The sequence below is a fragment of the Sinorhizobium sp. 7-81 genome (assembly GCF_030124405.1).
GTDB lineage: Bacteria > Pseudomonadota > Alphaproteobacteria > Rhizobiales > Rhizobiaceae > Sinorhizobium > Sinorhizobium psoraleae.
In genome coordinates this window covers 39,665-58,668 of record NZ_JASKLT010000014.1, presented here as the reverse complement: position 1 = coordinate 58,668, position 19,004 = coordinate 39,665, and the positions used below count along the sequence as shown (strand labels likewise).

Annotated in this window: 15 protein-coding genes; 13 read left to right on the top strand and 2 right to left on the bottom strand. The window is 57.4% G+C overall.

The genetic code is table 11. The features are described from left to right. The first annotated feature begins 384 nt into the window (after positions 1-384). Entirely contained in the window at positions 385-1,482 is a 1,098-nt protein-coding gene (locus tag QN224_RS28205; protein WP_283979331.1) for a cytochrome-c peroxidase, read from the top strand. A gap of 407 nt (positions 1,483-1,889) precedes the next feature. Here QN224_RS28205 and QN224_RS28200 read toward each other — a convergent pair whose 3' ends face one another. Both QN224_RS28200 and QN224_RS28195 read right to left on the bottom strand, forming a co-directional pair. Continuing rightward, entirely contained in the window at positions 1,890-2,789 is a 900-nt protein-coding gene (locus QN224_RS28200) for a glycosyltransferase family 10 domain-containing protein (protein WP_283979330.1), read from the bottom strand. A gap of 421 nt (positions 2,790-3,210) precedes the next feature. Further along, positions 3,211-3,759 (bottom strand): peroxiredoxin, encoded by a 549-nt coding sequence (locus QN224_RS28195; protein ID WP_283979367.1) that lies wholly within the window; start codon positions 3,757-3,759, stop codon positions 3,211-3,213. 674 nt (positions 3,760-4,433) lie between these two features. On the opposite strand from QN224_RS28195, the gene QN224_RS28190 reads away from it, so the two are divergent. The 12 genes from QN224_RS28190 to nifE all read left to right on the top strand — a co-directional run bounded on the left by QN224_RS28190 (position 4,434) and on the right by nifE (position 18,998). After that, entirely contained in the window at positions 4,434-5,111 is a 678-nt protein-coding gene (locus QN224_RS28190) for a nitrogen fixation protein NifQ (RefSeq protein ID WP_283979329.1), read from the top strand. A gap of 115 nt (positions 5,112-5,226) precedes the next feature. Then, positions 5,227-6,546, top strand: coding sequence for a dicarboxylate/amino acid:cation symporter (locus QN224_RS28185; protein WP_283979328.1), 1,320 nt, complete (start codon positions 5,227-5,229; stop codon positions 6,544-6,546). Positions 6,547-6,894: 348 nt separating this feature from the next. Beyond that, on the top strand, positions 6,895-8,112 hold the full coding sequence (locus tag QN224_RS28180) for a cytochrome P450 (RefSeq protein WP_283979327.1): 1,218 nt from the start codon (positions 6,895-6,897) through the stop codon (positions 8,110-8,112). Positions 8,113-8,535: 423 nt separating this feature from the next. Further along, positions 8,536-8,790, top strand: a complete 255-nt coding sequence (locus QN224_RS28175) for a hypothetical protein (protein ID WP_283979369.1) — start codon at positions 8,536-8,538, stop codon at positions 8,788-8,790. Beyond that, entirely contained in the window at positions 8,756-8,878 is a 123-nt protein-coding gene (locus tag QN224_RS28170; RefSeq protein WP_283979366.1) for a hypothetical protein, read from the top strand. Before QN224_RS28175 ends, QN224_RS28170 begins: the two co-directional genes overlap by 35 nt. A gap of 190 nt (positions 8,879-9,068) precedes the next feature. Further along, positions 9,069-9,647, top strand: a complete 579-nt coding sequence (locus QN224_RS28165) for a nuclear transport factor 2 family protein (protein WP_283979326.1) — start codon at positions 9,069-9,071, stop codon at positions 9,645-9,647. Further along, on the top strand, positions 9,644-11,341 hold the full coding sequence (locus QN224_RS28160) for an SDR family oxidoreductase (protein ID WP_283979325.1): 1,698 nt from the start codon (positions 9,644-9,646) through the stop codon (positions 11,339-11,341). Before QN224_RS28165 ends, QN224_RS28160 begins: the two co-directional genes overlap by 4 nt. A gap of 210 nt (positions 11,342-11,551) precedes the next feature. Further along, a complete protein-coding gene (locus QN224_RS28155) occupies positions 11,552-12,607 on the top strand; it encodes an LLM class flavin-dependent oxidoreductase (RefSeq protein ID WP_283979324.1) in 1,056 nt (351 codons plus the stop codon). 715 nt (positions 12,608-13,322) lie between these two features. After that, complete coding sequence (nifH, locus tag QN224_RS28150) at positions 13,323-14,207, top strand: nitrogenase iron protein (RefSeq protein ID WP_283979323.1); 885 nt, start codon at positions 13,323-13,325, stop codon at positions 14,205-14,207. Positions 14,208-14,313: 106 nt separating this feature from the next. Further along, positions 14,314-15,816 (top strand): nitrogenase molybdenum-iron protein alpha chain, encoded by a 1,503-nt coding sequence (gene nifD / locus QN224_RS28145; RefSeq protein WP_283979322.1) that lies wholly within the window; start codon positions 14,314-14,316, stop codon positions 15,814-15,816. 99 nt (positions 15,817-15,915) lie between these two features. After that, entirely contained in the window at positions 15,916-17,457 is a 1,542-nt protein-coding gene (gene nifK / locus QN224_RS28140; protein WP_283979321.1) for a nitrogenase molybdenum-iron protein subunit beta, read from the top strand. 56 nt (positions 17,458-17,513) lie between these two features. Then, positions 17,514-18,998, top strand: coding sequence for a nitrogenase iron-molybdenum cofactor biosynthesis protein NifE (gene nifE / locus QN224_RS28135; protein ID WP_283979320.1), 1,485 nt, complete (start codon positions 17,514-17,516; stop codon positions 18,996-18,998). The last annotated feature ends 6 nt before the right edge of the window (positions 18,999-19,004 follow it).

Genomic DNA, 19,004 nt, shown 5'->3' with positions numbered 1-19,004 from the left:
GGTCGCGCCGTGACTTTCAGATGACCCTAAAGCACGACGCGTGCCAGAAAAAAACATTTTGAAACAAAGCAGTACATCGAGCCGGTGTGTCGCATGTGCAACATCGTCCTACATCGGACAACGCCATTGTGACATTGACGCGTTGCACGCCGTGGTCGGCAGAAGTGGGCCGACAAACCGTTCCTTGATGACGCCCGGTGTAACGAGAAACATCTTCGCGGTCCCGGGTATAACCTTGCCAGAAAAGGACAGAACGAGACCATCATCGGTTGAGCGATTGATGCTGGCCCGCAGAAAAATCTGAATGAGGGAAATGTTGCTCGCTTGGCATGTTTATTGCTGGGCGGTGGCAGAGCCAGTTGCGATCAAAAGAAGGGGAATGCAATGTCGATGTCTTCTACGTCGTCTGTGAAAACAGGTCTTGCCGCTCATCTCTGCTCGTCGATAGGGTGGACCTTTCGAGCTACTGCAATCGGATCCTGTTTCCTCGCTTCTACGACGGTGGCGCAAGACAATCTGCTGGACGAGGCGAGATTGTTATTCAGCCCCATTCCCAAGGTCCCGCCGGCCCTGGACGGCAAGCCGGCGACACCCGAGGAGATCGAGCTGGGCAAGATGCTGTATTTCGAACCGCGACTTTCGAAAACGCACAACATCAGTTGCAACAGCTGCCATCAGATCGGACGCGGCGGCGCCGACGGAAGACCCACCTCCATCGGCTATAACGGGCAGCGCGGCGGCCGCAACGCGCCGACTGTACTCAACTCCGTCTTTGGTACTGCTCAGTTTTGGGACGGCAGGGCGGCTGACTTGAAGGAGCAGGCCGGCGGACCAATTGCCAACCCGATCGAGATGGGGACGCCCCCTGCGCACGCTGTCGAGGAGATCAAAGGCATTCCCGGCTATGTCGAGGCGTTCGTCAAAGCCTTCCCGGATGAAGTAAATCCAGTCACTTACAACAACATCGAGAAGGCCATCGCCGTGTTCGAGGGGACACTGACCACACCCGATGCGCCGTTCGATCGATACCTCGAGGGTGATGAGAACGCACTCACCGATGAAGCGAAGGAAGGCCTCAGGCTTTTTGTCGACAAGGGATGCTCCTCCTGCCACAACGGCATAAACGTGGGCGGTGGCATGTACGCTCCATTTGGCGTGGTCGAGAAGCCCGGCTCGGAGTTCCTGCCGCCTAACGACAAGGGCCGTCTCCAGGTAACAGGGAAGTTGGACGATGCCTACGTCTTCAAGGTTCCGACGTTGAGGAACGTCACACTCACTCCCCCCTACTTTCACAGCGGCAATGTATGGGACCTCAAGCAGGCCGTGGCGGTGATGGGTACGACCCAGCTTGGCACCGAGCTGGGGGCTGAGGACGTCGCCAAGATCATCGCCTTCTTACGGACGCTCACCGGGGTCCAGCCGCAGGTGACCTATCCGATCCTGCCGCCGAGCGTCCCGACGACGCCCCGGCCGGCGCATTGACCCAACTGCTCACGCCGGCATGTCGTTTCCAAATCTCAACTCCAATCCGTTCGGACCGCTCAGGGACGGGGAACTGCACCAGGCCACTCACCATCCGCAGATCACTTGCATAACACGCGCCCATATTGCCGCCGGGCGATTTCAGTTCAGGCGCTTGTGAGTTCCATTCAATCTTTGCAAATCCGACGGAACCCAGAGCTATTGAAATCGCCCACTTCTTTTTGAGACAGCCTCTAAGGCAACTGCAATCATCGCGTCCCCCATCGATCATCTCCTCCACAACAAAGAACATGATCGCACAAATCGATGATCAGGATTTCTGGTGATTCGTGTGCCTTTGAGCAGCCATAATTAGACCAAATTTAGCCAATCGTGGGGCGCCGGATGCGAGCGAACATCCGAGTCCTTCATTCGTCCCTCCCAAAATCGACCGCAGAGGGACGAATCTGTATAAGTTCGGGGGGCAAAGGAACATCCCGAACGCTCTCGATGAAGTTGGCGAGATAAGCAAATGTATTATATTTCTCAAGAACCAATCGCTTAGCCTCACGTATTGCGTCGCGGCGTTCCTTCCAGAGGTCCGAGTCAATAACTTCTCGGATCTTGTCCAACACCGTTGGGTCCTCTGGATTAATTATCACCATTGATTCGGAAGGGAAAAACCGTGTAATGTCCTGACTACCGTAATAGATCGGCATTGTTTCAGCAACGAAGCAATCCATTAGCTTCTCGGTGAAATAGTAGTCCGCACGAGTATTTTCGAATGCTATACTGTAGCGATAAGGCGCGAGTGCATCCCATTTGTCTCCGATCAGCCGAAAACCTCGACCGAACAGGTCAAAATCGACCGCCCCTCGTAGTCGTTCCAGAAATGCCAATCGATATCGATGTCCTTGGAGGAGGGCGATATTGCTGGTGATCCACGAGAGCCGGCGCGGCTTGTCAACGACTTCGGTGGCCAGAAGTTGGTCATAAGTCTTTCTTACAGACCAAGCCCGAGTGATCGGTGGAGACAGGACGAACCGGCGCCCTGCATCGTGCCGAGCTGCCAACTCCGCGTCAGACGTGAGAACGATGCTATTTAGCCCCTGCCCTTCGTGGAACACGCAATGAGCTTTCGTCGGCGGTTCGCCGATAGCATAAATTATCCTGTTCGGGCTCGCCTCGATCTCGACGGGTAACCCGAAAAGAGAGGCAGAATTAAAGACAATATGCCAATCGGGCGCGAAAGACGTCTTGCGCACGAAGGCGACATTGTTCCAGATCCCACTACCCTTTGGAGTGAGATGGTGGATTGCATCATCCAAGTCTCCCCACGAATCGAGACATCTGGCAACAATGGGAGCTGGACGTTCCGTTAGCAATTTAGGCAAAGCCGTTCTACTCCATTCCCTTTATCCGCGGAAAGTTGCGCACTCCGCCCGACCATCTATTCCAATCTTCTCATATTGGCGTCGAATGGCGGAAGTCAACAAAAACCAAACTTGATCAGCTCCACGCCCTTAGCCCAGCCGTCGTTGATCATAATCGATGGGCGCATGCGACACTTCGCCGACGACGGACAGCAGACTGGCTGCTCGCAGAAGTGTGAAGAGGCTGGCAGGAAGAGAAATCAGCGTCATGGCTACCGCATGGCAGCGTAGAATACAAGCTGCCCATCAGCCGACCGGCCTGTTCGAAACAACCGGTGCAGGCTCCATAGCCAGATCGATATTTTCAGGGGGCCGTTCAGGAGGCAGATGCGGCATTCGGCGTCCTCAGCGTTTCGAGAATGTTCTGCGGAGAAGAGATCCCATAGGGATCGGAATCGCAGTTGTCCGAGAAACCTTCCTCTTCGAACCATTGCTCCACCACGCCATCATTGATAAGGGCAGCGTAACGCCACGAGCGCATGCCAAAGCCAAGATTGTCCTTTGCGACCAACATGCCCATCTTGCGAGTGAATTCGCCCGAACCATCAGGAATAAGCTTGACCTTCTTTAGCCCCAACGCCTTGCCCCATGCATCCATCACGAACGCATCATTGACTGACAGGCAGTAAACCGATTCAATTCCCACCTTCCAGAATTCGTCACAAAGCTTCTCAAAATCGGGCAATTGCTGTGTCGAGCAGGTCGGCGTGAAGGCACCGGGAAGCGAAAACAGAATAGCGCGTTTGCCGCTAAAGTAGTCCTCGGTTGTTTTGACTTCCCAACGGTATGGATTTGGCCCCTCCACAGTCTCGTCGCGAACGCGCGTGCGAAAGGCGACAAAGGGGATTCTCTTTTTTATAGCCATCAGCATTGCTCCTTCGGAAAAGAACTGGCGCATTCGCCGCTCTGGATCCTCTTGCGAAACCCGTTACTTGGGAGTGTCTCGATTAACGTCCGCCACCAACAAGGACGACCACTAGTCCTCAAGAGATTTGTAATATCGGGCATGTCAGGGCGTCGCTTTCAATCTTCTATTTGGCAGCTTGGCGGCCACTCACAAGCGAAAAGCAAGCGCTGTGCCATTCGGCATCAACCCTGCAGCGGCACTGCTTGTGTAGCCGGGGTGGTGTGCAGGTATTAGCCATTCGCATAGGGTGGAACACTCGCAGCTTCTCGAGGCCCAAACCATAGGCGCAATGGTTGGCAGTCGCTCGCGCGCACCAACGCTACCGCCTGCAAGGCCAGGGTGTGTGGAGTTTGCCCCGAATTGGCGGTCCCGCTTTTCCATTGAGGGAACCGGCCGCTGCTTTTGGCACGGATCCGACGTCTAATGTCGTCTTTGTCGTTCTCTCGACATGGCCGCATGCGCCTGCTGTCTGCCGGACATCCATTTAGTCCTTGAATGACCACAAAATTACGTCTTCGGCTCAGCAGACTCGATTGGCACGAGTTTTGAAACTCCCCCGGCACGAAGCGGCCAGAACTGCCGTGCCGTAATCACCACCCGGTGCGTGGAACGAAACAGGGAAGGAAAGCAACATGTCGAACATAGCTCAATTCCGCGCTTTTTCGAAAGGGAGAGCCACCCTCGGAATTAGAATGCCCGATCGGCCGGGTTGGCGACAATTATTTCAGTCGCTGGGCCTCGGACCATGGGCGCCTCTAGACCTCGAAATGGATTTCGATCAGTACGTGCTTGCCTGTGTCCTCTCGCGTGCACTCGAGGAAATCGATGCCGGCGAGGCAACTGCAACAGAGGCAACGGGGCTTTCGCAGGTCGAGCTGCGGGATATCCTGAACGGCAATTTCCCTGCCCCAACGATTCACGCCTTTCGCTTGGAAGAAGTACGCGAGGTGGAGCCTGGCGCGGAGGAGGAACTCCTGCGCGGTTTGCTGCTCGCGCATGCTCGACCGGGCGGTCCGGCGAGCGCCCGTTTCGCCAAGATCATTGCCCGGCGTGCCATGCGCCACGACCACCTCTGGCGAGAGCTTGGTCTTTTCGACCGGGTCGAACTAAGCCGCCTGCTCGCCACTCATTTCCCCACGCTTGCAGCCGGCAATACGAATAACATGCGGTGGAAGAAGTATTTTTACCGCAAGCTCTGCGAGGCTGAGGGCTTTTCGTTGTGCACCGCACCCAGCTGCCAAGAATGCAAGGAATTGAGAAACTGCTTTGGCCCTGAGGAATTCGACGGTCGTCGCGAGGAGGTCACGTAGGGAGCCGACCCTAAGTTAGGCCACCCACGCGAGCTGTTGAGGGATGTCAGGCCTTTCGTCAATTCAGGAGGCTCGGTTCACGGCACACGCACGCAACCATGTGGAGGATTTTGTCATGTTGATCGCAGAACATTCCGCGGAGGTTCGCCGCAAGACACCCTTTTATCGCCATCTCTATGTCCAAGTCCTCGCGGCGATCGCCGCGGGCATCCTGCTCGGGCATTTCTACCCCGAACTCGGCACGCAGTTGAAGCCGCTCGGCGACGCCTTCATCAAGCTCGTCAAGATGATCATCGCGCCAGTCATCTTCCTGACGGTCGCGACCGGTATTGCCGGCATGACCGACCTCGCCAAGGTCGGGCGCGTCGCCGGCAAGGCGATGATCTACTTCCTGACCTTCTCGACCCTCGCGCTCATTGTCGGTCTCATCGTCGCGAATGTCGTCCAGCCGGGTGCCGGCATGCATATCGACCCGGTCTCGCTCGATGCTAAGGCGGTTGCCACCTATACGGCCAAGGCGCATGAGCAGTCCGTCACCGGCTTCCTCATGAACATCATCCCGACAACGCTGATCGGCGCCTTCGTCGAGGGCGACATCCTGTCGGTGCTGTTCATCTCGGTCCTCTTCGGCATTTCGCTCGCCATGGTCGGCAAGAAGGCCGAGCCCGTCGTCGACTTCCTGCAGGCGCTGACGCTGCCGATCTTCCGTCTGGTCGCGATCCTCATGAAGGCCGCTCCGATCGGCGCCTTCGGTGCGATGGCCTTCACCATCGGCAAGTACGGCATCGCCTCGATCGCCAACCTCGCCATGCTAATCGGCACCTTCTACCTGACCTCGTTCCTGTTCGTCTTCATCGTGCTCGGCGCCGTCGCACGCTACAACGGCTTCTCGATCGTCGCGCTCATCCGCTACATCAAGGAAGAACTGCTGCTCGTGCTCGGCACGTCCTCTTCGGAAGCGGCACTGCCGGGCCTGATGAACAAGATGGAGAAGGCAGGCTGCAAGCGCTCGGTCGTCGGCCTCGTCATCCCGACCGGCTATTCCTTCAACCTCGACGGCACCAACATCTACATGACGCTTGCCGCGCTCTTCATCGCGCAGGCGACCGATATCCCGCTGTCGCTCGGTGACCAGATCCTGCTCCTGCTTGTCGCCATGCTGAGCTCGAAGGGGGCTGCCGGCATCACCGGCGCGGGCTTCATCACCCTTGCCGCCACGCTCTCGGTCGTTCCCTCCGTACCGGTCGCCGGCATGGCGCTGATCCTCGGCATCGACCGCTTCATGTCGGAATGCCGCGCAATTATCAATATAATCGGTAATGCAGTTGCGACGGTCGTGGTGGCGAAATGGGAAGGCGAGCTCAATCAGGCGCAGCTTGCGAGCGCCCTTGCAGGGGACGCGCCGATCCCTGCGGCCGTCCAGCCAGCGGAGTAATGCCTCCTACGGCAAACCCGGACAAGTGCGGGCGCGGTCTTATTCTCCAGAGCGCGCCTACTTTCCTTCCTGCGCAACCATGGGCGTTTTCTGCAGCAGTATTTCCCCGGCTCCTCGATGCTCCAGGACTCCGGACCCCCCGGCCAACTTCTTCGGTCGCACTGCGGTTTTCGGGTCAACCAGCAGATTGGCAGGACTTTGAAGCTTGCCCGGCCCGAGGCCTGTAGTCGTCGAGCCGCGAGGGAACTCCCGCAAGAGAAAGAGGTCAGAGATAAGTGTAACCCAGAACCCTTGCCGGATGTGAAAACGATCGGGCGCAGCTGATGAGTGTTGAGAAGGAGAAATCGAGTGGAGAGCAATCCCATTCCAGATCATGTTCCGCCCGGATTGGTGAGGGACTTCAGTCTATTCACGTCGCCCGGCATGGCGCCGACGCCTAACGGGGATCCGCACGCCGCCGTGGCTTGCGTTCATGACGGCCCACCAATCTTTTACTCTCCTTGCAACACGCGCGATGGACGAGGTACCTGGGTCATCACACGCGCGAGAGACCAGCGCAGGGTGCTGGAGGACGCTGAGACCTTTTCCAGTCATCGTAGCATCTTCGCCTCCGCACTCGGCGAGCACTGGCCGGTTATCCCCCTTGAATTGGATCCACCGGCTCATGGTGTCTTCCGTAAACTGCTAAATCCTCTGTTCTCATCTAAGCGGGTGATGGCCCTGGAGCCGACCGTCCGCCTGAGAGCGAGTGTGCTGATCGACGCGATAGCCCGATCCGGGACCAGCTGTGACGTGATGAAGGATTTCGCCTTTCCCTTCACGGTAAGCGTTTTCCTTAGCTTTCTGGGGCTTTCAGAGAGCCGATCCGATGAATTCGTTAGCTGGGTAGGCGATTTGCTCCACGGTGAGAAGGTCAAGCGAACGGCAGCAGCCCGGTCGATCGTGACATTCATTGACGAAGTTGCAGCGATGCGCCGCAAGAAACCAGCTTTTGATTTCATGACATTCATCGTGCAGGCTGAGGTCGACGGCCGCTCCTTAACAAAGGAGGAAGTCCGTGGCATCGGCGTGCTTTTCATGGTCGCGGGACTTGACACGGTCGCAGCCGCCATAGGCTTTGACATTGCCTATCTTGCGCGCAATCCCGAAGACCAAGAATTGCTGCGGAACGAACCAGGCCGGCTCGTGCTCGCCACTGAAGAGTTGCTGCGCGCTTATTCAACTGTTCAGATGATTCGCGTAGCCACGAAGGACGTCGAATTCGAAGGCGTGCCGATCCGTGAGGGAGACTATGTCTGCTGCGCCACTATGATCGCTAATCGTGACCCGTCTGAATTTGAGTGCCCTAACTCTATCGATCTGGCACGACAGGACAACCACCATACCGCCTTTGGCTTTGGTCCTCATCTTTGCCTTGGCGCGCACCTTGCCCGGCGAGAAATTGTCGTTGGTCTACGTGAATGGTTGGCGCACATCCCGCCATTTGGAATCAAGGAAGGTACGGCGCCGATCATCCACGGGGGTCATGTATTCGGGATTAAAGATCTCATTGTGGCTTGGTCCTGATCGGAACGCCGCACGGGTACAAAGAGGCGATGTGATCTCCCCGCGCTTCATTCGCAGTTTCATGTACTCTCAGCGGCCTCGCGAGGCACTCGGACAAGACTGTCCGCCTTGTCGAATTGACGACACAGCCTCGTCTGATCGAATTCCTCCACACTTGCGCCTAAGTAGCTGAAAAGAACGTCTAATATTCAGCTTTGGGAGCTGTCGATGAAATTGGCATGAACTTTGAACACTGCACTGACAGGCGGTGGCTGCTTGTTGGGTGAGCACACTTCTACAGCCTCGAATACGAGGTCTCAAGCCCGAGTGGCCTGGATTCATGAAGATGAGGCAAATTCAACTGAGTTCTCGCGACGGCTGCAAGCCGATTTGTACACTCCAACTTGGAAAGCCACACCGTCGTAAACGAAAAGGAAAAAGGAAATGAGCGAGACGGCAGAAAAACCCTTTGAAACTATGGAAAAGTCGTCCTTTGATCGATCCACGGCGATCAAAGGAGGCGAGCAGCTGATACTCGCTTTTGAGGCTCAAAAAATGGTTGAATCGATCTTCGAATCCACAACGGGCAGGGCTCGCACTGCCGCTGAAGATGATGGCAGCGCTGCGGGCCAATGCCGAGGCCATTTACTCCCAGGTTCAAGCGATGTTCGGGGTGAAGTCGCCGTCCCAGGTTATTGAACGACAGCCGTCCTTCCTGCGCAAGCACATGGACATGATTGTCGAGCAGGTAAGACAATCGGAGGCACTCACCTGTAGGTGCTGCTAGATCTTTCGAAGTCGGTCAAGCACCTTTTCGAACGGGTTCTAACGGACCTCAAGGTGGCCTGATTGTCTCGGAAGGGGAACAATATCAGGCCATTCGAGCCCCACCCGCACGCTTAAACTGCAATGGCTTGAATGTCCTCGTGCCAGGCAGGCACACGCTCCTTCAATCTTCAGAAACCTGTAGAGAGCCCATGAACAAACAGAGCGTAACCAGACTATTCGACCGAGACGCCATCCGCGACTGTCTCCATCGGTACTGTCGAGGAATTGACCGCGCAGACGAGGCCGCTTTGCGCAGCTGTTATTGGCCGGATGCGCGTGACAATCACGGGAGTTACTCCGGCTCTGTCGACGGTTTCATTCAGCTTGCGGTTGGCGTCTTCAAAACGCAGCCGCGCAACATCCACCAGATTACGAACATCATGTTTGAGTTCCGCAGCCCGGCAGAAGCCGCGGTCGAGAGTTATTTCACGGCGCTGCAACGCGGACCTGACGGGGCAGGCGAGGTAACCCAGGTGCTCCTATGCGGACGCTACTGCGATCTGTTTCAGAAAAGGGAAGGAGAGTGGCGCATCTTGGAACGCGTCGTGGTTTATGATTGGGTCGAAGAGCAGAAGCCTCCGACGTCCTTAGAACCAGAACGGTTCGGCCCTCGCCAGCCAATTGGAGCCCCGCACCCGAATGATCCGGTCTACGCGCTTTCGAAGCGCCGTATTGCCGCGACAAGTCATCCAGAGGACCGGGTCGGCAGTGGAGACGAAGAACTATGATAAGACTGCGATATCCAGCGCTTCCTGCCGGGACACGCCCAGACGATCGGCAGGTTCAGCCAGGGCGGGTCATCATCATCACAGGTGCTGCAGGGGGTATTGGCCGTGCGCTGGTCGACACCTTTGCCGCGGCTGGAGACATTGTTGTCGCGGTGGACCTCCCGGACAGTGGCGTAATTGAATTGGGGCGTCATCTGGGCCAGCCCCACCTTGGCCTTGAGTGCGACGTGTCTCGAGAAGAAGAGGTCGTCACCCTCTGTGCCCTCATCGAAAGCCGATTTTCGCAGATTGGAGTGCTTGTCAACAATGCGGGGATAGCGCCGACCATGACGGCGACCGCAGACACTCCGGTGGAGGATTTTCAACGCGCTTTAGCCGTAAACCTCACGGGGCCGTACACCATGGCGCGCGAAACCGCGAAGCTGATGAAACCTGGCGCAGCCATAGTCAATATCGCTTCGATGGCTGGCCTGGCCAGCAACCCGAAGCGCAATGCCTACGCCGCTTCGAAAGCTGGTCTGATCTCAATCACGAAATCGCTGGCCACCGCATGGGGTTCGCGCGGCATCCGTGTGACAGCGGTAGCGCCCGGCTACGTACGCACGCCGATGGTTGCCGAACTGGAGCGCACCGGCAAAATCAACGCTACCGCAATCAGGTGCCGGGTACCGATCGGCCGAATGGCTCGTCCCGACGAGATCGCGCACGCCGTGCGTTTTCTGGCCAGCGCGCAGGCAGGTTACATCACGGGGTCTACGCTTGTGGTCGATGGTGGTTGCATGTCATTCAATCAACCGGGTCGTGCAAATCCGCCCAAGGATGCGGCGCCCCAAGCAGAACTCTCCCCGCCGCTCGAAGGCACCAAGGCGCGAACAGTAGTCGTCATGGGCGGCGCTAAAGGCATAGGCGCGGCCGTCGCTCGCCGTTTTGCCGCGAACGGCGATACGCTCGTGATCGCTGACGTCGACGGTGATGCAGCGGTAGGGTTGTCGGGCTTGCTCGGTGACAGGCACCTGGCAAAACGCGTGGACAGGACGGTGGAGAGCGAGGTCGTGGCGTTGTTCGAAGAGGTGAGGGAGCGCTTCGGCCACATCGACGTATTTGTCAACGGCCCTGGCATGAGTGATACACTCGTCCCCCCTATCGAACAGGTGCCGGCAGCGCTCAAACACCATCTGGATGTGAATCTTTCTGGCGCCTTCACATGCGTACGTGAGGCCGCTATATCAATGCGACCTGGCAGCGTAATTCTCAATCTTGGGGCAAGTTGCGGCCTCTTACCTCTCGGGCTGGGTCATGCCTACCGCGCATACAATGCAGGCATAGACATGCTGACCCGCTGCATGGCGGCCGAACTCGGGCCAGTTGGGATCCGCACAGCCACAGTCGCTCCAGGTCACATCCGCACGTCCAGCGCCATCGAGTGGGAAAAGGTAGCCGGCATGGACCAGACGAGGCTCAGACAGCTGATCCCTTTGGGAAGGTTTGGCGGCCCGGAAGAAGTCGCCGACGCGGCCTACTTTCTGGCCTCGTCAGATGCCTGCTACATCAACGGCTCGACCCTGCACGTAGACGGAGGCTGGACCGCCTCCAGAGACGCGGGATGCCTCAGCGAGCTAGGTGGGACAAATTCGACGGAGAGAACACGGGGTCGGATAACAGCGAGTCGACGACGTTTCCCTCCGCGTAGCTGAGGGTTTGAACGTCTTACCTCCGGCGCTCCGACTTCAAACGAAACGCTATGGACGAGTCGCTCCATCGATCATGGGATGTCTCGTGGACGACGTCAGTCCACGCCGACCGCATGCGTAGACTGAGGCAACGGCTGGCCAAAAGGCGGAACCAAAAAGAGGCGCGGACGTCACCAACTGTGCGATCCCGATCCGCAAACAAGGAGACACCCAGTGGAATTCGCAACGTTCATTCTGGCCGCTCAGCGCGGCTATCATCAATCGCCCGATAGCATCATCCGCCACTCCATTGAACAAGCCATTCTTTCAGAGCAGGCGGGCTTCAGCACAGCTTGGTTCGCCGAGCACCACTTCAACAACTATAGCCTGGTCCCGTCGCCCCTCTTGATGGTGGCCCACTGTGCCGGGTTGACGAACACCATTCGCCTCGGCACCGCCGTCTGCGTACTGCCACTCTATCAACCGCAGCGCCTGCTATCCGAAATCGGCTTTGTCGATGTCGTTGCGAACGGCCGACTCGAACTCGGCGTTGGGTCTGGATACCAGCAGTTCGAATTCGACCGCTTCGGCGTCAATATCGATGAGGCGCCGGCCATCTTCTCGGAATACCTCGACATCTTGCTCAAGGGGCTCAACGACAAGATCTTCTCGCACTCCGGTCACAACATCCAGATACCCCCGACGGCGATTTCGGTGCGCACCCTTCAAAAGCCCACGCCGCCGATCTGGATTGCTACCGCGTCCTCTCGCAGCGTGGCCCGCGCCTATCGTGAGGGACACAATCTTTTCGTCACGGCATTCCACGACGGCTTGGAAACTCTGGGCGCGCTACGCGGCATCATCCAGACGGCGGCGGCATCCGAGGGCAAGAGGGCCAGCGACATTAAGCTATCGTTGCTGCGCTGCTGCTATGCCAGCGATAATGGAGCGGAAATCGACAACTATCTCGATAACGCCCGCTTCCAGCGCCGGCTGTCCGAGGCACTGCATCAGCGTCGCCAGCAGAGCCAGGACGGCTACATGCTGGAGGAGGTGCCGACGCCTTATGATCTATCGTTCGACACTATGCGAAGGAACCTGCCGATCGGCAGCATAAACCGCGTAATTGATCGCCTTCTGGAGGAGATCGAAGTCTTCAAGCCGGACCAGATTGCAATTCAGACCCAGTTGGGGGATTTGGACCAGAAGACGATGCTGCGTCAGATAGAGCTCTGGGGAGACAGGATTATCCCAGCAGTCCAGAAATCTCTTGGGCAGTCAGAGGCTTGAAGTTTTATCGTGCCTTCCACTTCGGCCACCTCGACTAACTCAGACCCATCGGAGTGCCCATCGGGTGCAAGCCGGCGTCGCCGGCGCCCGACAATGTCGGGCGCTCACGATAGCTGAACTTTTCGTGGAAGCGCTGACTCATTCATTAGCAAACGTTAGATGGAAAACAGCGCTCACTAGACTGGTCGTGCCCGTCATTCCGACCTCCGTTTCACCTGTTGTCCATAGAAAGCCCGTCGTTTCCAAGGCATACATTCAGATGCTAGACCGGCAGACGTTCAAGCACCAGTTCTCATTTGAATCTTTTGACCCGATGAGTCGCGAGCTTAAACGGATGAGGGTCGGGAAAAAGGTCTGAAGGAAACTTGATCGGCGGAAGACACTTCGAGCTGACAATACCTCTGAGAAAAGCCTCACCCCCAGTGCCTTAGTCCTTGATCGGCAGCGTTATCTTGTCGCCGTCCTAACGTGTGACAGGCACGCTATGCGACAATGCCGGTTCCATTTGTCGGTTCCGCGACAAAAGCTTGTTTCATCGTGCGGTGTCCTTGCTCATCCTAAATAGCTGAGAAAGCAAAAAAATCAGCGTCTGTTCGGCTCACGTGGCCCGAGTTGGCACGGCTTTTGTAACCATTCTTGCGCAGGCGGCGGAAGCTGCCGGCGGCATTCATGTTGCGGGCAACCGCGATGGTTCGAACAAACGAAGGAAAGCAACATGGCAGGTCTGCGTCAAATCGCATTTTATGGGAAGGGCGGTATCGGCAAGTCCACCACCTCGCAAAATACGCTCGCCGCTCTTGTCGACCTCGGGCAGAAGATCCTCATCGTCGGCTGCGACCCCAAGGCCGACTCCACCCGTCTGATCCTGAACTCGAAGGCGCAGGACACGGTACTGCATCTCGCGGCCGAGGAAGGTTCCGTGGAAGACCTCGAAGTCGAGGACGTGCTCAAGGTCGGTTACAAAGGCATCAAATGCGTGGAGTCCGGCGGCCCCGAACCGGGCGTCGGCTGCGCCGGACGCGGCGTTATCACGTCGATCAATTTTCTTGAAGAAAACGGCGCATACGACGATGTCGACTATGTTTCCTACGACGTGCTCGGCGACGTGGTGTGTGGCGGCTTCGCCATGCCGATCCGTGAAAACAAGGCCCAGGAAATCTACATCGTAATGTCCGGTGAGATGATGGCACTCTATGCTGCCAACAACATCGCCAAGGGAATCCTGAAATATGCCCATTCGGGCGGCGTGCGGCTCGGCGGGCTGATTTGCAATGAGCGCCAAACAGACCGCGAACTTGATCTCGCGGAGGCACTGGCGGCCAAGCTCAATTCCAAGCTCATCCACTTCGTGCCACGCGACAACATCGTCCAGCATGCCGAACTCAGGAAAATGACGGTGATCCAATATGCACCGGACTCCAAACAGGCGGCGGAATATCGCGCGCTGGCCGAAAAGATCCATGCCAATTCGGGCCAAGGCACCATCCCGACCCCGATCACCATGGAGGAGCTGGAAGACATGCTGCTCGACTTCGGCATCATGAAGACCGACGAGCAGATGCTTGCAGAACTCCAGGCCAAGGAAGCAACTGCCCAATAACCGCCGCCGCATACGAGGGGCGCGGAACTTGATCCGGCGCACCATTCCACGAACGGTGCCTCTCGTTGGAGGCGTCACCCAAACCTCGAGAAGGGGGCAGGCCCAAATGAGCCTCGATTACGAAAATGACAGTGCTCGCCATGAGGAGCTTATCGCGCAAGTGCTGTCGCAGTACCCACACAAAGCGGCGAAGCGTCGCCAAAAGCACCTCAGTGTCGCAACCGATAGGGAGGAGGTCGGCGGGGAAGCCCAGACCATCTCCGAATGCGACGTTAAATCGAACATCAAGTCCATTCCAGGCGTGATGACGATCCGCGGCTGCGCCTATGCCGGCTCCAAAGGCGTGGTTTGGGGGCCGGTCAAGGATATGGTCCACGTTTCACACGGGCCGGTCGGTTGCGGTCAATATTCGTGGTCCCAGCGCCGCAACTATTATGTCGGCACGACAGGCGTCGATACGTTCGTGACCATGCAGTTCACCTCTGACTTTCAGGAGAAAGATATCGTCTTCGGTGGAGACAAAAAGCTGGAAAAGATTATCGACGAGATCGAGGAACTGTTTCCCCTGAATAACGGCATCACCGTCCAGTCTGAATGTCCGATCGGCCTCATAGGCGACGACATTGAGGCGGTGTCTCGCAAGAAGGCCAAGGAGCACGAAAAAACGATCGTACCGGTACGCTGCGAAGGCTTCCGCGGCGTCTCGCAATCGCTCGGCCACCACATCGCTAATGACGCGATCCGTGACTGGGTCTTCGGCAAGGCAGACGTCGAGTTCGAAACTGGTCCCTACGACGTCAACGTGGTTGGCGACTATAACATCGGCGGCGACGCCTGGGCCTCGCGCATCCTGCTCGAGGAGATGGGCCTGCGCGTAGTCGGAAACTGGTCGGGAGACGCAACACTCGCGGAAGTGGAACGCGCCCCAAAGGCCAAGCTCAACCTAATTCATTGCTACCGATCGATGAATTACATCTGTCGGCACATGGAGGAACGATACGGTATCCCTTGGCTGGAATACAATTTCTTCGGTCCATCCCAGATCGAAGCCTCTCTGCGCAAGATAGCCAAGCACTTCGGCCCTACAATCGAGGAAAGGGCCGAGAAGGTCATCTCCAAGTACCGGCCCTTGGTCGATGCTGTGATCGACAAGTATTGGCCGCGGCTCGAGGGCAAGAGGGTGATGCTCTACGTGGGTGGTTTGCGCCCCCGTCACGTCATCACCGCCTATGAAGACCTCGGCATGCAGATCGTCGGCACCGGCTACGAATTCGCCCACAACGACGACTATCAGCGCACCGGCCATTACGTGAAGAAGGGCACGCTGATCTATGACGACGTAACCAGTTACGAACTTGATAAGTTCATCGAGCGGATACGTCCCGATCTTGTTGGCTCCGGCATCAAGGAGAAGTACCCGGTGCAGAAAATGGGTATACCATTCCGCCAGATGCACTCATGGGACTACTCCGGCCCATACCATGGCTACGACGGCTTCGCCATCTTCGCCCGCGACATGGATCTGGCCATCAACAATCCAGTCTGGGACCTCTACGACGCGCCCTGGAAGAAAGTGGCAGCGCCTGGGGCAGCGGTTTCAGCCGAATAAGAACTTGGTCTTTCGCGGACAAGGACCCGCGGGAGACCTGACGTCTCGAACGTTTCTGTGCCGCCGTTCGACGAGGCCAGATGAAAGAGGGTGACAACTATGCCGCAATCCGCCGAACAAATTCTCGACCATGCTCCCCTGTTCCGCGAGCCGGAATACAGGCAAATGCTGGCGGAGAAGAAGCTCAATTTCGAATGTCCTCATCCAGATCAGATCGTTACTGATCAGGGTGCATATACCGAAACCTGGGAATATCGCGAAAAAAATCTTGCCCGCGAAGCGCTCGTAGTGAACCCGGCCAAAGGCTGCCAGCCGCTCGGCGCGGTGTTCGCGGCCGCGGGTTTCGAGCGCACCATGTCCTTCGTCCATGGTAGCCAGGGGTGCGTTGCCTATTACCGTTCGCACTTGTCGCGGCATTTCAAGGAGCCTTCATCGGCCGTCTCGTCCTCAATGACCGAGGATGCGGCAGTGTTCGGCGGTCTGAAGAACATGGTCGACGGGCTTGCTAATACTTACACGCTCTACGACCCGAAGATGATTGCCGTCTCTACCACCTGTATGGCGGAGGTCATTGGTGACGATCTGCATGGTTTCATCGAGAACGCCAAGAACGAAGGCTCAGTCCCTCCCGAATTCGACGTGCCGTTCGCGCACACGCCAGCCTTTTTCGGCAGCCACGTCGACGGTTATGACGCCATGGTCAAAGGCATTCTGGAGCACTTCTGGAAAGGCAAGGAGCGCACGAAAGAGGCTGGCACGATCAACATCATTCCAGGCTTCGACGGCTTCTGCGTCGGCAACAATCGCGAGCTGAAGCGCCTGCTCAACCTTATGGGCGTGTCCTACACCTTTATCCAGGATGCCTCCGACCAGTTCGATACGCCGTCGGATGGCGAATTCCGTATGTATGACGGAGGCACAAAGATCAAAGACGTGCGGGCGGCGCTCAACGCGGAGGCCACGCTGTCGCTGCAGCACTACAATACCCGCAGGACGCTCGAATATTGTCGGGAGGTCGAACAGGCTACGGCCTCCTTCCACTATCCGCTCGGAGTCAAAGCAACTGACGAATTCCTGATGAAGGTGTCGGACATTTCCGGCAAAGAAATCCCCGAGACAATACGCCTTGAGCGCGGCCGCCTGATCGACGCCATGGCGGACAGCCAATCGTGGCTACACGGCAAGAAATACGCAATCTACGGCGATCCTGACTTCGTCTATGCCATAGCCCGGTTCGTTATGGAAACCGGCGGCGAGCCGATCCACTGCCTCGCTACCAACGGCACGCCGGCCTGGGAACGCGAGATGAAGGAGCTACTTGCATCTTCTCCGTTTGGAAAGGATGCCCAGGTCTGGGCTGGGAAGGATCTATGGGCAATGCGCTCGCTGCTCTTCACCGAGCCTGTGGACCTGCTGATCGGCAATTCTTATGGCAAGTATCTAGAGCGCGATACCGGTACGCCACTCATCCGGCTGATGTTTCCGATCTTTGACAGGCACCATCACCATCGTTTCCCCCTCATGGGGTACCAGGGCGGACTGCGTGTCCTAACAACGATCCTCGACAAGATCTTCGACAAACTCGATCGCGAGTCGATGCAGGTTGGTGTGACGGACTATTCTTATGACCTCACGCGCTGAAATCGGCGGCCGGCAAAGGCCGGCCTTCTCCCTATAAAATGTTGGAGTTCAGCGAAATGTCCCCGCTCACTGTAAAAATCCAGGATACCTTCGTCGAACCCGCCTGCGAAAGGAATCGCAGCAAGGATCCCGAGACGCGCAAAAAGGGCTGTTCGAAGCCGCTGACCCCCGGTGCGGCAGCCGGCGGCTGCGCCTTCGATGGCGCCAAGGTGGTGCTGCAGCCGATCACCGACGTCGCGCATCTGGTCCATGCACCGCTCGCCTGCGAAGGCAATTCCTGGGACAATCGCGGTACGGCTTCGTCAGGTCCGACGCTTTGGCGGACAAGTTTCACCACTGACCTCACCGAACTCGATGTTGTGATGGGGAACAGCGAACGGAAGCTTCTAAAAGCAATCGGAGAAATCAAAGAGGCGTATGCGCCGCCAGCTATCTTTGTCTATGCGACCTGCGTCACCTCACTGATCGGCGACGACATCGAGGCGGTCTGCAAGCGCGCGACCGAAAAATTCGGCTTACCGGTGGTGCCTATCAATGCGCCGGGCTTCGTCGGTTCAAAGAATCTTGGCAACAAGCTCGCCGGCGAGGCTTTGCTGGATCATGTCATCGGTACGGTGGAGCCTAATGACGCCGGCCCTTACGACATCAATATCCTTGGCGAGTTCAACCTCTCTGGCGAGTTCTGGTTGGTAAAGCCGCTCTTGGACAAGCTTGGCATCCGTGTTCGCGCCTGCATTCCGGGCGACGCGCGCTACCGACAGATTGCCTCCTCTCACCGCGCACGGGCAGCCATGATGGTGTGCTCAACCGCGCTCATCAACCTTGCCCGCAAGATGGAGGAGCGCTGGCAGATCCCCTTTTTCGAGGGTTCCTTCTACGGCATCACGGCCACCTCGGAAGCACTCCGGCGAATCGCTGATCTGCTCGTGAAGAACGGCGCCGATGCAGAGCTTCTCGATCGCACCGATACACTCATCGCAGAGGAGGAGGCGATCGCGTGGAAAAAGGTTGAGGCTTACCGGCCGAGACTCGAAGGCAAGCGGGTTCTCATCAACACCGGCGGCGTGAAGTCCTGGTCGCTTGTTCATGCGCTGATGGAAATCGGCATGGAGATCGTGGGCACCTCGGTCAAGAAATCGACCGCCGAAGACAAGGAGCGCATCAAGCAGATGCTGAAGGACGAGCACCACATGTTTGAGTCGATGGCGCCGCACGAGCTTTACGCCATGCTCTCAGAACACAGGGCCGACATCATGCTGTCGGGCGGGCGCACCCAGTTCATCGCGTTGAAGGCCAAGACACCCTGGCTTGATATCAACCAGGAGCGTCACCATCCCTATGCCGGCTACGACGGCACGGTGGAACTCGTACGCCAAATCGATCTCGCCATTCACAATCCTATCTGGTCCGAAGTGCGGGAGCCGCCACCATGGGAACACGACCCCGCCGTGGCGGAAGAACTGCCGAGCACGCAGGGAGGAACCGCGAGTGTCGCGCCTTCAAAGTCTCGCCGGCACAACGTCGCAGACTTCGCTGAGTAAAGAGGA

Coding starts and splice junctions, on each gene's coding strand:
- QN224_RS28205 (WP_283979331.1), top strand. CDS start 385: ATGTCGATGTCTTCTACGTCGTCTGTGAAAACAGGTCTTGCCGCTCAT.
- QN224_RS28195 (WP_283979367.1), bottom strand. CDS start 3,759: ATGGCTATAAAAAAGAGAATCCCCTTTGTCGCCTTTCGCACGCGCGTT.
- QN224_RS28190 (WP_283979329.1), top strand. CDS start 4,434: ATGTCGAACATAGCTCAATTCCGCGCTTTTTCGAAAGGGAGAGCCACC.
- QN224_RS28185 (WP_283979328.1), top strand. CDS start 5,227: ATGTTGATCGCAGAACATTCCGCGGAGGTTCGCCGCAAGACACCCTTT.
- QN224_RS28175 (WP_283979369.1), top strand. CDS start 8,536: ATGAGCGAGACGGCAGAAAAACCCTTTGAAACTATGGAAAAGTCGTCC.
- QN224_RS28170 (WP_283979366.1), top strand. CDS start 8,756: ATGTTCGGGGTGAAGTCGCCGTCCCAGGTTATTGAACGACAGCCGTCC.
- QN224_RS28165 (WP_283979326.1), top strand. CDS start 9,069: ATGAACAAACAGAGCGTAACCAGACTATTCGACCGAGACGCCATCCGC.
- QN224_RS28160 (WP_283979325.1), top strand. CDS start 9,644: ATGATAAGACTGCGATATCCAGCGCTTCCTGCCGGGACACGCCCAGAC.
- nifH (WP_283979323.1), top strand. CDS start 13,323: ATGGCAGGTCTGCGTCAAATCGCATTTTATGGGAAGGGCGGTATCGGC.
- nifD (WP_283979322.1), top strand. CDS start 14,314: ATGAGCCTCGATTACGAAAATGACAGTGCTCGCCATGAGGAGCTTATC.
- nifK (WP_283979321.1), top strand. CDS start 15,916: ATGCCGCAATCCGCCGAACAAATTCTCGACCATGCTCCCCTGTTCCGC.
- nifE (WP_283979320.1), top strand. CDS start 17,514: ATGTCCCCGCTCACTGTAAAAATCCAGGATACCTTCGTCGAACCCGCC.